Origin of the sequence: Arthrobacter sp. (assembly GCF_048266065.1) — a bacterium.
Classification (GTDB): domain Bacteria; phylum Actinomycetota; class Actinomycetes; order Actinomycetales; family Micrococcaceae; genus Arthrobacter_H.
The window spans coordinates 249069-261276 of the sequence record NZ_JBLXAH010000005.1 but is presented as its reverse complement, the minus strand read 5'-3'; the positions used below and the strand labels follow the sequence as shown (position 1 = coordinate 261276).

At 70.3% G+C, this 12208-nt stretch carries 14 protein-coding genes; 8 read left to right on the top strand and 6 right to left on the bottom strand.

What is annotated here, in order from left to right; genetic code table 11:
• Positions 1 to 4: 4 nt before the first annotated feature.
• Positions 5 to 643, bottom strand: coding sequence for an isochorismatase family protein (locus ACN0TP_RS10445; protein WP_417218777.1), 639 nt, complete (start codon positions 641 to 643; stop codon positions 5 to 7).
• Positions 644 to 657: 14 nt separating this feature from the next.
• Entirely contained in the window at positions 658 to 1971 is a 1314-nt protein-coding gene (locus ACN0TP_RS10440) for a nicotinate phosphoribosyltransferase (protein WP_417218776.1), read from the bottom strand.
• A gap of 110 nt (positions 1972 to 2081) precedes the next feature.
• Between ACN0TP_RS10440 and clpS the strand changes: the two genes are divergently transcribed.
• From clpS to ACN0TP_RS10420, 4 genes are all read left to right on the top strand, one after another.
• Positions 2082 to 2378, top strand: a complete 297-nt coding sequence (gene clpS, locus ACN0TP_RS10435) for an ATP-dependent Clp protease adapter ClpS (protein ID WP_417218775.1) — start codon at positions 2082 to 2084, stop codon at positions 2376 to 2378.
• 5 nt (positions 2379 to 2383) lie between these two features.
• Entirely contained in the window at positions 2384 to 2968 is a 585-nt protein-coding gene (locus ACN0TP_RS10430) for a DUF2017 domain-containing protein (RefSeq protein ID WP_417218774.1), read from the top strand.
• A gap of 64 nt (positions 2969 to 3032) precedes the next feature.
• Entirely contained in the window at positions 3033 to 4010 is a 978-nt protein-coding gene (murI, locus tag ACN0TP_RS10425; protein WP_417218773.1) for a glutamate racemase, read from the top strand.
• The gene (locus ACN0TP_RS10420; RefSeq protein ID WP_417218772.1) at positions 4007 to 4867 is read left to right on the top strand and encodes an MBL fold metallo-hydrolase; all 861 of its coding nucleotides are present in this window, start codon (positions 4007 to 4009) and stop codon (positions 4865 to 4867) included. Before murI ends, ACN0TP_RS10420 begins: the two co-directional genes overlap by 4 nt.
• A 30-nt stretch (positions 4868 to 4897) precedes the next feature.
• Here ACN0TP_RS10420 and ACN0TP_RS10415 read toward each other — a convergent pair whose 3' ends face one another.
• The gene (locus ACN0TP_RS10415) at positions 4898 to 5359 is read right to left on the bottom strand and encodes a group II truncated hemoglobin (RefSeq protein WP_417218771.1); all 462 of its coding nucleotides are present in this window, start codon (positions 5357 to 5359) and stop codon (positions 4898 to 4900) included.
• Between the two features lie 10 nt (positions 5360 to 5369).
• Positions 5370 to 5810: a VOC family protein gene (locus ACN0TP_RS10410; protein ID WP_417218770.1), complete on the bottom strand. Its 441-nt coding sequence runs from the start codon at positions 5808 to 5810 to the stop codon at positions 5370 to 5372.
• Positions 5811 to 5956: 146 nt separating this feature from the next.
• Here ACN0TP_RS10410 and rph point away from each other — a divergent pair, with 146 nt between their 5' ends.
• Positions 5957 to 6709, top strand: a complete 753-nt coding sequence (rph, locus tag ACN0TP_RS10405) for a ribonuclease PH (RefSeq protein ID WP_417218769.1) — start codon at positions 5957 to 5959, stop codon at positions 6707 to 6709.
• Entirely contained in the window at positions 6706 to 7335 is a 630-nt protein-coding gene (gene rdgB / locus ACN0TP_RS10400; protein WP_417218768.1) for an RdgB/HAM1 family non-canonical purine NTP pyrophosphatase, read from the top strand. The genes rph and rdgB overlap by 4 nt, the downstream gene beginning before the upstream one ends.
• A 65-nt stretch (positions 7336 to 7400) precedes the next feature.
• Here the strand turns inward: rdgB and ACN0TP_RS10395 are convergent, their stop codons facing one another.
• Positions 7401 to 8096 (bottom strand): DedA family protein, encoded by a 696-nt coding sequence (locus ACN0TP_RS10395; protein WP_417218864.1) that lies wholly within the window; start codon positions 8094 to 8096, stop codon positions 7401 to 7403.
• Between the two features lie 144 nt (positions 8097 to 8240).
• On the opposite strand from ACN0TP_RS10395, the gene ACN0TP_RS10390 reads away from it, so the two are divergent.
• A complete protein-coding gene (locus ACN0TP_RS10390) occupies positions 8241 to 9248 on the top strand; it encodes an exonuclease domain-containing protein (RefSeq protein WP_417218767.1) in 1008 nt (335 codons plus the stop codon).
• A 58-nt stretch (positions 9249 to 9306) separates the two neighbouring features.
• Here the strand turns inward: ACN0TP_RS10390 and ACN0TP_RS10385 are convergent, their stop codons facing one another.
• Positions 9307 to 10230 (bottom strand): ADP-ribosylglycohydrolase family protein, encoded by a 924-nt coding sequence (locus ACN0TP_RS10385; RefSeq protein ID WP_417218766.1) that lies wholly within the window; start codon positions 10228 to 10230, stop codon positions 9307 to 9309.
• Between the two features lie 230 nt (positions 10231 to 10460).
• On the opposite strand from ACN0TP_RS10385, the gene ACN0TP_RS10380 reads away from it, so the two are divergent.
• Positions 10461 to 12203 carry an amidohydrolase gene (locus ACN0TP_RS10380; protein ID WP_417218765.1) on the top strand — a complete coding sequence of 581 codons (1743 nt, stop codon included), beginning with the start codon at positions 10461 to 10463 and terminating at the stop codon, positions 12201 to 12203.
• Positions 12204 to 12208 lie beyond the last annotated feature (5 nt).

Sequence of the window (12208 nt, the reverse complement as noted above, 5' to 3'; positions counted from 1 at the left end):
CACCCTACGCGTCCTCGTCGATGGTGACTCCGGCACGGCGCAGCTCGCCGAGCACGGTGGGCACGGTGGCCGGGTGGACGGCGGCCGTCAGCCGGGGGAGGACCGTGGTGTCGAAGCGGGCGCGGACGGCATCCAGTGCGGTGGCCCGGACGCAGAAATCGGTGGCGATGCCGACGATGTCCACCGCGTGGATCCTGCGGGTGTTCAGCCATTCCGGCAGTGATTCGCCCTCGGCTCCGTCCAGCGCCTCCCCGGCATCCGCCGTCGTTCCGGGGACCTCTGCCTCAGGGTCGGCCAGGATCGCCTCGAACCCCGAATAGGCGGCCTCATAGCGTCCCTTGCGGAAGGTGGCCGTGAGGGCCCCTGCCTTCACCACGGGTGCCAGGCCCGGGTGCAGCTCGGCGCCGTCGGTCCCCGCCACGCAGTGCACCGGCCAGGAATCGAGGTAGTCCGGTTCGGGGGAGAAGTGCGCGCCGGGATCGATGTGCCAATCCTGGGTGACCAGCACTGCTGCGTACTTCCAGCCGTTGTCCCGCAGGTAGGCGGTGATCGCCGCGGCGGTGTCGGCACCACCGGAGACGCCCAGCGCGCCGCCCTCGCAGAAGTCGTTCTGCACATCGACGATGATCAGGGCGGTTTCCATTGGTGCGTGTCCTCCTAGACGTGGTCCACGAATTCCGTGGGGATCACCGGCTCGCCCCGCTGCAACCGCTTGGAGAGGCCCGGCATCTCCTTCACGCTATCGCGATGGCGCTGCACCGCACGCTCCAGCCCCGCGTGTCCGGTGAATCCGGGCAACACCTCGCCGCCTAAGACGAAATCGACCAGCAGCTCGCGGTCGTTGCCATCGGCGGCCGGCCGTTCGCCGATCCCCACGACCTCGGCGGTGGCGCGGCCGCGTTCGTTGAGCCGGCGCAGCGCGTATTTGCGTCCGCCGACACTGACCTTGTTCTTCGCCGCCTTCGCCACATCGCGGAAGGCGCCGTCGTCGTCCTCGCGGGAGACCAGCTTGTAGACCATCGAGGCGGTGGGCGCGCCGGAACCGGTGACCAGGGCGGTGCCCACACCATAGGAATCCACCGGGGCCGAGGCGAGCGCCGCGATGGCATGCTCGTCCAGGTCGGAGGTGACCATGATGCGGGTGTTGTGGTTGCCCAACTCGTCCAGCAGGCGCCTGACCCACCTGGCCTGGTCGATCAGGTCCCCGGAGTCCAGCCGGACGGCGCCCAGCTCGGGGCCCGCCACCTCCACTGCGGTGCGCACCCCCTGCTCCACGTCGTAGGTGTCCACCAGCAGGGTGGTCCCGGCCCCCATGGAGGCGACCTGCGCCTGGAAGGCGGCGCGTTCGGAATCGTGCAGCAGGGTGAAGGAGTGGGCTGCGGTGCCCACCGTCGGCACCCCGTAGTGCAGTCCGGCCTCGAGGTTGGAGGTGCTCTGGAACCCGGCGATCACCGCTGCCCGGGCGGCGGCCACCGCGGAGTGCTCCTGCGTGCGGCGCGAACCCATCTCGATGCACGGCCGGGTCCCCGCGGCGGCCGTCATGCGCGAGGCCGCGGAGGCGATCGCCGAATCGTGGTTGAGCACCGAGAGGATGTAGGTCTCCAGGATGCAGGCCTCGGCGAACGTGGACTCCACGGTGAGGAGGGGGGAGTTGGGGAAGTAGAGGTCGCCCTCGGCATAGCCGCGGATGTCACCGGAGAAGCGGTAGCCGGCGAGGTACTCCAGCGTGGTGTCGTCCACGACGCGCCGATCGGCCAGGAAGTCCAGCTGTTCGGTGCCGAAACGGAAATGCTCCAGCCCCTCCAGGATGCGCCCGGTGCCGGCGACCACACCGTAGCGGCGGCCGTCGGGCAGCCGGCGGGCGAAGGCCTCGAACACCGAGCGGCGGTGCGCGGCCCCCGAATGCAGGGACGCCTGGAGCATCGTCAGCTCGTAGTGGTCGGTGAAGAGCGAGGTCGGCTGCTGCCACATGGCTCGGGGGACTCCTCGGATCGGTGGGTCGCGGACCACCCGGCTGCGGCCCGCACCACACTCTATCCGTCGCGGGGTGCCATGCGCCGTAGAATGAAGGAATGCCTGTCATGACCACTGCCACCGACGTCCTGCCCCGCGGCGAGACCTCCGAACGGCTGGACCTGGACGTCCCGTACGTCCTGCTGGTCTGGAACGATCCCGTGAACCTGATGAGCTATGTCAGCTACGTCTTCCGCAGCCACTTCGGCTACAGCCAGGCCAAGGCCGACGCGCTGATGATGGAGGTCCACCAGCACGGCCACTCCGTCGTGTCCACCGGATCGCTGGAGCAGATCGAGGCCGACGTCGCCGCCATGCACACCTATGGGCTCTGGGCCACGTTCCAGCGCGCGGACCAGGGCTGAGCGCCGTGGCACGCGCCTTCAAGTCCACGCCCCGCGGCTTCACCGCCCGGCTGGATGCCACCGAACGCGATCTGCTGCGCGGCCTCTTCGAGGACGTCGCCCAGGTGTTGACGCCAGCGCAGGACGCCGGTGCCCCCTCCGGGGAGGTCGACCCCCTGTGGGCGCTGGTCGGCATGGACCCGCGCACCCACGCCACCGACTTCGCGGCCCCCACCGATGCCGCCGAACGCCGGCTGCTGCCCGATGCGGTGCACGATGACGCAGCGGCCTCCCTGGAGTACCGGAGGCTGACCGAAACCTCGCTGCGGGAGTCGAAGACCGGAAACCTCAAGGCGGCGGCACTGGCCATGGAGACCGGCAACCTGGTCTTCGACACGGCGGCCGCCAACCAGTTCGCGCAGGCGCTGAACGACGTGCGCCTGGTGCTCGCCGAACGGCTGGACCTGCGGGATGAGGCCGACGCCGCGCGCATCGCCGAGCTGGCCGACGCCCGCAACGTCGAGGACGTCGACGAGTACCTGGCCCTGGTCTACAACTTCGTCACCTGGCTCCAGGAAACCCTCATGCAGGCGCTGCTGGCGGATCTGTGACGTGGGGCATATCCGCGATTGGATGCCCCCACGGGGCCGCATCAGGCAGTATGGTCGGTAGATCATGAACAGCCACCCACCCGCGCTGCCCGGGGACGCCGCGTCGGCGGACCACCGGTTGGCCCGCGAACGCACCGCGCCGCTGGGGATCTTCGACTCCGGCGTCGGCGGCCTGACGGTCTCGCGTGCCATCATCGACCAGTTGCCGCATGAGTCCACGCTCTACGTCGGGGACACGGCGAACAGCCCCTACGGGCCCCTGCCGATCGCCCAGGTCCGCGCCAACGCCCTGTCGGTGATGGATGAACTGGTCGACGCCGGCGTGAAGCTGCTGGTCATCGCCTGCAACTCGGCCTCGGCAGCCGTGCTGCGCGACGCCCGTGAACGCTACACCGCCCGCTACGGGATCCCCGTCGTGGAGGTCATCCAGCCGGCAGTCCGCCGGGCCGTCGCCGCTACCCGCAACGGGAGGATCGGGGTCATCGGCACGGAGGCCACCATCGGCTCCCGCGCCTACGAGGACGCCTTCGCCGCCGCACCGCACCTGCAGATCACCGGGGCCGCCTGCCCGCGGTTCGTCGAATTCGTCGAGAACGGCATCACCACCGGCGCCGAACTGCTGCACACCGCCGAACGCTACCTGGCACCGCTGAAGGACGCCGGTGTGGACACCCTGGTGCTCGGGTGCACCCACTATCCGCTGCTCACCGGCGTCATCTCCTACGTCATGGGCGACGGCGTCACCCTGGTCTCCAGCGCCGAGGAGACGGCCAAGGACGTCTACGGTGCGCTGATGCGCCACGGCATCTCCAGCGACACCGGCCGCAGCGGCAGCCACGAGTTCATGTCCACCGGCGACGCCGGATCCTTCGAGGTCCTGGCCCGCCGCTTCCTGGGCCCGGAGGTCCAGGGCGTGCGGCATGTGGCCCACGGCGGGACCATCCACCCCACCGGGGAGATCCCGCGCGTTGAGGTCCCGCGCGGGGACACGCCGGGCGCCGGCGTCGTGCCCGGCCACCAGGATGCGGGGGCCCGGGCATGAAGATGACCATCATCGGCTGCTCGGGGTCCTTCCCCGGGCCCGGATCGCCCGCCTCCTGCTACCTGGTCACCGCGCACGACGGGGAGCGCACCTGGCGGATCCTGCTGGACTTGGGCAGCGGCTCGCTGGGCGTGCTGCAGCGCTACATGGACCTGGAGGACATCGACGCGATCTTCCTCTCCCATCTGCATCCGGACCACTGCATGGACATCTGCGGCCTCCACGTGGCGGTGCACTGGAACCCGAACGGCTGGAACCGCGACCGCATCACCGTCTGGGGCCCCGCGGCCACTGCCGACCGGATGGCCACCGCGTACGGGCTGGAACTGCAACCGGGCATGCACGAGGACTTCGACTTCAACCACTGGGTGCCGCGCGCCCCGGTGAAGCTGGGCCCGTTCACCGTCTCGGCGGTCCCGGTCCGCCACCCCGTCGAGGAGGCGTACGCCTTGCGCGTGGAGGCCACCGAGCCGTTGGCCGACGGGTCGGTGCGCACCTCGGTGCTGGCCTACTCCGGGGACACCGATTCCTGTGAGGGGCTCGTGGAGGCGGCGCGCGACGCCGACATGTTCCTCTGCGAGGCGGCCTTCGAGGAAGGGCGCGACGACGCGATCGAGGGCGTGCACCTGACCGGCAAGCGCGCCGGGGAGATGGCCACCGCTGCGGCGGCGAAGCGCCTGCTGCTCACCCACATCCCCGTCTGGACCGACATCAACACGGTCGTCGACGAGGCCAGGACCACGTACGACGGCGGATTGGCCATCGCGGTCTCGGGGGTCACCTACGGCGTGTGGTCAGGGGACCGGCTCGGTGAGCCCAAGGTCCGCCCCATCCCGAGGGACCCCACCCGCGCCTGAGCCCGTGCCGGCCGGGACGGCCTGGCCCGCTCACGGCGCGCCGGGCTCGATGAGGCCGTCCCACGACCACTGCGGCAGTGACAGGTCCTCCGGGACATCGGCGGCGGAGCCCGGGTAGCGGGACATCGTCGTCGTGGTGGCCCACGCGAAGTAGTCGTGCAGTGCCTGCCGGAGCTTCGGGTCATCGGCCATCCCAGCATCGGCCAGCGCCTGGTCGAAGCAGGCGATCGCCCGGCGGTCCATCTCGGAGTGTTCCCCGTTTCCGCTGTGCATCGCCACCACTGCACTTTCCGTGCCGAGGGATTGCGTGAAGGTGCGCGGACCTCCCAGCGCCTCGGCCCAGTAGGCGGCCAGACGACGACTGTGATCCGGGTGGTATCCGTGGCTGAAGGCGTGGGCGACGACCTCGTCGGCCAGGACGCGCTCATGCCATGCGGCCGCCAAGCGGAGGATGGCGGGGAATCCGCCGGCTGCGGCGTAGATGCTCTGCATGGTCCCTCCTTCAGCCAATGCGCTCGGCGAGGGCCACGATGATCCCCTCCGGCCCCCGCACGTAGGCCATGAGCCAGACACCCTCGTACTCGCCGATCGCTCCGACGAGCCCGTAGCCGTCGTCGGCCAGTCTCTGCACCATGGCGCGCAGGTCATCGACTTGGAACGCCACGTTGCGCAGCCCCACGTCATTGGCCATCGCCGTGGTCGAGCCGGGGATCACGTCCGGTGAGTGGAACGTCGACAGCTCCACACTGGCTCCGCCGCCGGGTGCCGAGAGCATCACGATCTCGGTGCGTGAACCGGGAATCCCCGTGACCGTATCGACGAACCCGCCATCGAGAGGAGCGCGTCCCTCGACCTCCAGCCCCAGTCCGGTGAAAAAGGCGACCGCAGCATCGAGATCGGCGACGGTGATCCCCACATGGTCCATCCGTTGTATTCCGGGCATGGCAGCAGTCTTCCAGGTCGGTCCGAGCGGCCCGCGGGGGCGTGCCGCGGGTCGAAACGCTACGCCTATCAGGCGGCGGGAACCAGAGGTTGGCGGCGGCGGTCCCGGTTCGCTGCCCGCCGGCTCCGGACCCTAGACTGGGACGCATGACTACAGGCCCGAATTCATCTTCCGTACAGCGCGCCGACGGGCGCGGCACCGCAGAACTGCGGCCCATTTCCATCACCCGCGGGTGGTCGCGCCAGGCCGAGGGATCGGCCCTGATCGAATTCGGCAACACCCGCGTGCTGTGCACCGCCTCCTTCACCGCAGGCGTCCCGCGCTGGCTCAAGGGCGAAGGCACCGGCTGGGTCACCGCCGAGTACGCCATGCTGCCCCGGGCCACCAACACCCGCAACAGCCGCGAATCCGTCAAGGGCAAGATCGGCGGACGCACCCACGAGATCTCCCGGTTGATCGGCCGCTCGCTGCGCTCGGTCATCGACACCAAGGCACTGGGCGAGAACACCATCGTGCTGGACTGCGACGTCCTGCAGGCCGACGGCGGCACCCGGACCGCAGCCATCACCGGCGCCTACGTGGCCCTCGCCGACGCGATCGCCTGGGCCCAGGGCGAAAAGCTCATCCCCGCCAAGGCGCAGGTGCTCACCGACAGCGTCTCGGCGATCTCCGTAGGCATCATCGACGGCACCCCGATGCTGGACCTGCCCTACGTGGAGGACGTGCGCGCCGAAACCGACATGAACGTCGTGGTCACCGGCAGCGGCGACTTCGTCGAGGTCCAGGGCACCGCCGAGGGCGCCCCGTTCAAGCGGGACGAACTCGATGCCCTGCTGGATCTGGCCCTGTCAGGGACCTCCGAACTGGCCGTCATCCAGCGCGAGACCCTGGGCCAGTGACCGCGGCCGAACCCCGCCTGGTCCTGGCCACCCACAACCAGGGCAAGCTGCGCGAACTGCGTGAACTGCTGCGCGGCCAGGTCCCCGGACTGGACGTGGACACCCAGGTCGTCGACGCCGGGGCCGTGGGAGCCCCGGATGTGCGAGAAACCGGGGTGACCTTCGAGGAAAACGCCCTGCTGAAGGCCCACGCCGTCGCCCGGGCCACCGGATTGCCGTCGATCGCCGACGATTCCGGGCTCGCCGTGGACGTCCTCGGCGGTGCCCCCGGCATCTTCTCCGCCCGCTGGGCCGGGCGCCACGGCGATGACCAGGCGAACCTGGACTTGCTGCTGGCCCAGCTCGGCGACATCGACGCCGGGCACCGCGGAGCATCCTTTGTCTGCGCCGCCGCGCTGGCGTTGCCCGACGGCACCGAGCAGGTGGAACTGGGTCGGTTGACCGGCACGTTGCTGGAGGCCCCGCGCGGCGAGGGCGGGTTCGGCTACGATCCGATCCTGCTGCCGACCGGCTCCGGGCTCAGCTGCGCCGAGCTGACCAGCGAGGCGAAGAACGCCATCAGCCACCGGGGCCAGGCCTTCCGGGCGCTGATGCCGCACCTCATCGAGGTCCTGCGGAAGGCCTGAACCGTTAACCGGCAACGCCCTCTGGTCCGCTCACGGACCAGAGGGCGTTGTGGTGCCCGGGGCTGCTACTGCTTGGCGGCCGGCTTGCGGCGGGCCTTGAGCAGCTCGATGCCGATGGGGATCACCGAGACCAGCACGATGACCACGAAGATGATGTCGATGTTGTTCCCGACCCATTCATACTGCCCGAGCCAGTGGCCCAGCAGGGTCACCCCGACGCCCCAGAGCAGTGCGCCGATCAGGTTGAAGCCGATAAACGTGGCGTAGTGCATCTTGGCGACGCCGGCGATGACGGGCACGAAGGTGCGCACGATCGGCACGAACCGGGCGAGGATGACGGCACGGCCGCCGAAACGCTCGAAGAACTCGTGCGCCTTGTCGACGTACTCCTGCTTGAAGAAGCGGGAGTCCGGTTTGTTGAACACCGCGGGGCCGGCCTTGCGGCCGATGAGGTATCCGGTCTGGTCGCCGATGAACGCCGCGACGAAGACGCACAGGGCGAACAGCCACAGGTTCACGTCGATGGCGCCGGTCGCCACCAGCAGACCTGCGGTGAACAGCATCGAATCCCCGGGCAGGAAGAACCCGATCAACAGCCCCGTCTCGGCGAACACGATCCCGCAGACCAGCAGGATGATCCAGGGGGCCAGCGCCGGGTCGCGCAGGAAGACGTCGGGGTTCAGGAAGTCCGGCAGCAGGCCGGCCATCTGGGGTTTCAGGGAGGTGGCGGCGTCCAGGGCCGGGCTCAGGGCGTCAAGTATCACCTGCCCAGCTTACCGGCGCGCACCCCGCGCCGGGCGTGTTCGCCGGGTGCGGGGCCAAAGTGTGGGCAGACTCCCAGCATCGTGCGCCGCCCAGTGCGCCGGCCAGTCCGCCGCCGGCGGCCGCGCCGGTAGGATGGTGGGGTGGCTTTGGACTTTACGGCGATCGACTTCGAGACGGCCAATGGATTCCGGGGGTCCGCCTGCTCGGTCGGGCTGAGCCGGGTCCGCAACGGGGTGATCGTCGAGGAAACCCAGTGGCTGATGCGCCCGCCCGCCGGCTTCGACCACTTCGATCCGCGCAACGTGCAGATCCACGGCATCACCGCAGACATGGTCGCCAGCGCCCCGCGCTTCGGGGAGCTCTTCGGTGCGATGGGGCAGTTCATCGGCTCCGACACCCTCGTAGCCCACAACGCGGCCTTCGACCTGGGCGTCATCCGCTCGGCCCTGGAGGTCTCCGAACTGGCCGGACCGGCCTACGACTTCGCCTGCACCGTCAAGCTGGCCCGCAAGACGTATTCGCTGGAGTCCTACTCGCTGCCGTTCGTCGCCGAGGCCGCCGGAGCGCCGATGACCAACCACCACGACGCCCTCGCCGACGCCCGCGCCTGTGCCTCGATCATGATCGACGTCGGCCGCCGGCACGCCGCCGGATCCGTGGCGGAGGCCGCCGCCGCCACCCGGGTGGCCATGGGCCGCGCCGAAGCCTATGCGCCCGGCGACGGGATGTCCAAGGCCACCGAGACCGCCCAGTCCCAGCGCGCCGCCGGCCAACTGGTCCCGGCCCAGCCGCAGTGGGCGGGCGGCTGGCCCACGGAGGGCGAGAACCCGATCCCCAACCCGGACGCCGATCCGTCCCACCCGTTGTGCGGGGAGACGGTGGTCTTCAGCGGCAACCTGGCCATCACCCGGCCCGATGCCAAGCAGCGCGCCGCCCAGGTCGGCGCGTTCTGCGCCAGCCGGGTCACCCGGGCCACCACGGTGCTGGTGGTCGGCGACGGCTTCACCCCGGCCAACCTGCATACCTCCCGGCAGACCTCCAAGGTGCGCCACGCACTGCGTCTGCGCGAGCAGGGGCGCGAGGTGGCACTTTTGACCGAGGGCGAATTCCTGCAACTGGTCGGCGGATACTGGCCCGCCAGCGCCTAGAAACGGCTCTGCAGCGGATCCGTACCGGTGCCGCACCAGCTCAGTCCCGGAGCCCGGGCTACGGGGCGGTGCCCAGCACGGCGGTGACCCAGCGGCGGTGCATCGCCTCGATCACCGCTCCCGTGGCGGACGGCTGGAGGCGGGCGTCCCGCTGATACCCGACGGCCGAGGCGACCAGGGCAGCGGCAAAGCCCGCGGTATCAGGATCGGCGTTCCGGCCCAGGCGCTGCACGACGGCGGTGGCCGGCTCCGTGCCCGCCTCGCCGCCGGTCTCGCCGGAGGCGAGCTGCTCCAGGGCGGCGGCAAGTGCCGTGCGCAGCGCGGACAGGGAAGCACCGTCGTCGTTCCCTGTCTCCTGCAGCAGCTCCGCCCAGCGCGCCGGTGCCTGCGACCCCAGGTCGAGCCCCGCACGCACCGCTCGGCCGGCCAGCCCGGCGGCCCGGTGCGCCGCGGGGGAGCCGTGCGTCAGCGCCGCGGCATCGGTGGACAGGCGGGCCGTCATGTCCTCGTCGACCCGGGGCAGCAGCGCCATCGCGGCGGCCCGGGGCAGGACACCGGGGCCGTCGGCGGTCGGGAAGGCGGGGCGGCCGGTGCTGGCCATCTCCGGCCGGGCCAACGCCACCAGGTTCTGCGGGTCGGCACCGGCCAGCGAACCGGCGGAATCCAGCTCGTGGTCGATCCAGCGGGGGAGCGGTTCGGGCGCTCCCGCCGGGAAGGAACCGGTGGCCACCTTGAACCAGCGCAGGCCGGCCAACCACATGCACGCCGCCTCGTCGGCCGCGACCCCCTCGTTGGCCCATTCCACTGCCTCAAGCAGCCCGTCGAGCAGGAACAGCTGCAGGGTTTCCGTCTCGCCGGCCCCCTCGGCGGCCCCGCCGTCAGTGCGCGTGGCCGCCGCACCATCGGCGGTGGCCTGCAGGATGGCGCGGACGCGATCGGCATATTCGGGGCGGGGCTCGAGGTCGTGCTGGGGTGAAGTCACCGGAACAGTCTAACGAGGCCCGGGTACGCGAGTTTCCGTGGGCACCCCGGGACGCGGACAGCCGCCGGCCCGACGAGGTGGCCTCGCCTGACAGCCGATGGGCCCATCGCGGCCCGCCCGTTTTTTCTCCTGCCGTAGAAGACAAGTCACGCGCGCTGATAGCCAAGCGAACCTTCCCCGACGCCACCTAGCGTGAACTACATCACGCCGAACAGGAAGAGGTGGGCTGGATGCCGCAGGACATGGCGGAGCTAATGGTGGTCAACGGGGTCATCGACACACTGGATGAAGCAAGGGGGCGGGTGGACGCCCTGGCCATCAGCGACGGGAGAATCGTCGCCGTCGGGACGGACGCCGAGCGCCTGCGTGGGCCGGAAACCCGCGTCCTGGACCTGAATGGCGCCTACGCCATGCCCGGGCTGCTCGACGTCCACAACCACCACATGATCGCCGGGCAGATGGACCTGTTCGAACTCGACGTCCCGCCCACGCTCGGCGTGGACGAGCTCCTGGATGCCATCGCCGCCTACGCCCAAGACCTTCCGGCCGATGCATGGGTCGTGGGCGGCAGCTGGGGGTCGGGACTGCTGAAGCAGATCAACACCGCCGGGTTGCTGGCACGCCTCGATGCCGCCACCGGAGGGCGGCCTGCCGTGTTCAAGGACGACTCGAAACACAACCGTTGGGCCAACTCACGGGCGCTGGAGCTGGCCGGGATCGACGACACGACGGCAGACCCGGACGGCGGGCAGATCCTGCGCGACGCGAAGGGCCGCGCCACGGGCGTCCTCATCGAGGCCGGCGGCATCATGGTCGAACAGGCCCTGGCCCGCCTCCAACCGACCAGCACCGATGACCTGGCCCGGGCCGCCGCCCGGGGCATCGAGATCCTCCACTCCCATGGCGTCACCGCCTTCCAGGACGCCGCCGCCTCCTTGCAACTCATGCAGGCGCTGAAGTCCCTCGACGACGCGGGGGGCCTGGAGGCCTGGGTCGTCTCCTCCATGCCGGCGAACGACTTCATCTTCGGCATGGCCCCCTTGGGGGAGGGGATCATCGCCCACCGCGAGGAAACCCGCAGCCCGCACCATCGGCCGGATTTCATCAAGATCTTCCTGGACGGGGTCCCCCCGGCCGGCACTGCGGCGTTCATCGAGCCCTATCTCGCCGACGTCGGCTTCGGTGACTGCCATTGCGGCGGAACCACCATGGACCCCTCCGACCTCGAGGGATGGCTGCGCCGGACGGCCGAACGGGGCATCTCGGCCAAGATCCACTGCACCGGGGACGCCTCGGTTCGGCTGGTGCTGGACACCGTCGAAGGGATTCGCGCGGCCGGCCACCGCGACGTGAAATACCACATCGCCCACGGCCAGTTCGTGCATCCCGACGACATCGCCCGCTTCGCGGAGCTCGACGTCACCGCCGACATTTCCCCATCGCTGTGGTTCCCCGGCGTCATTTCCGAGGCCATCGCCACCGTCCTGCCGCCCGAACGGGCCAGCAGGATGCAACCCAATCGCTCGCTGCTCGACGCCGGGGCCCGGCTGGCCGGTGGCTCCGACTGGCCGGTCTCCGTCTCGCCCAATGCCTGGGAGGGCATCTACGGTCTGGTCACGCGCCAGGATCCAACCGGGGAGTTCCCTGGCACGCTGTGGCCCGAACAGGCCATCACCTTGGACGAGGCGATCCGCACCTACACCACCTCCGCCGCCGAGGCCATGGGCGTCGACGACGTCACCGGATCGCTGGCCCCCGGCAAGTCGGCCGATTTCATCGTCCTCAGCGACGACCCCCACGCCATCGACATCGACCGGGTCCGCCACATCACGGCCCGCCAGACCTGGTTCGCCGGACGCAAGGTCTTCGACGCGGAAACCGGCTTGCCGGCGATCCCACCTTCGCCCGCCGCTGCCGCGGCCGGGCATCCCACCTTCGCCCGCCGCTGCCGCGGCCGGGCATCCCACCTTTGAAAGGA

Coding starts and splice junctions, on each gene's coding strand:
- murI (WP_417218773.1), top strand. CDS start 3,033: ATGAACAGCCACCCACCCGCGCTGCCCGGGGACGCCGCGTCGGCGGAC.
- ACN0TP_RS10380 (WP_417218765.1), top strand. CDS start 10,461: ATGCCGCAGGACATGGCGGAGCTAATGGTGGTCAACGGGGTCATCGAC.
- ACN0TP_RS10445 (WP_417218777.1), bottom strand. CDS start 643: ATGGAAACCGCCCTGATCATCGTCGATGTGCAGAACGACTTCTGCGAG.
- ACN0TP_RS10415 (WP_417218771.1), bottom strand. CDS start 5,359: ATGCAGAGCATCTACGCCGCAGCCGGCGGATTCCCCGCCATCCTCCGC.
- ACN0TP_RS10420 (WP_417218772.1), top strand. CDS start 4,007: ATGAAGATGACCATCATCGGCTGCTCGGGGTCCTTCCCCGGGCCCGGA.
- ACN0TP_RS10410 (WP_417218770.1), bottom strand. CDS start 5,810: ATGCCCGGAATACAACGGATGGACCATGTGGGGATCACCGTCGCCGAT.
- ACN0TP_RS10440 (WP_417218776.1), bottom strand. CDS start 1,971: ATGTGGCAGCAGCCGACCTCGCTCTTCACCGACCACTACGAGCTGACG.
- rph (WP_417218769.1), top strand. CDS start 5,957: ATGACTACAGGCCCGAATTCATCTTCCGTACAGCGCGCCGACGGGCGC.
- clpS (WP_417218775.1), top strand. CDS start 2,082: ATGACCACTGCCACCGACGTCCTGCCCCGCGGCGAGACCTCCGAACGG.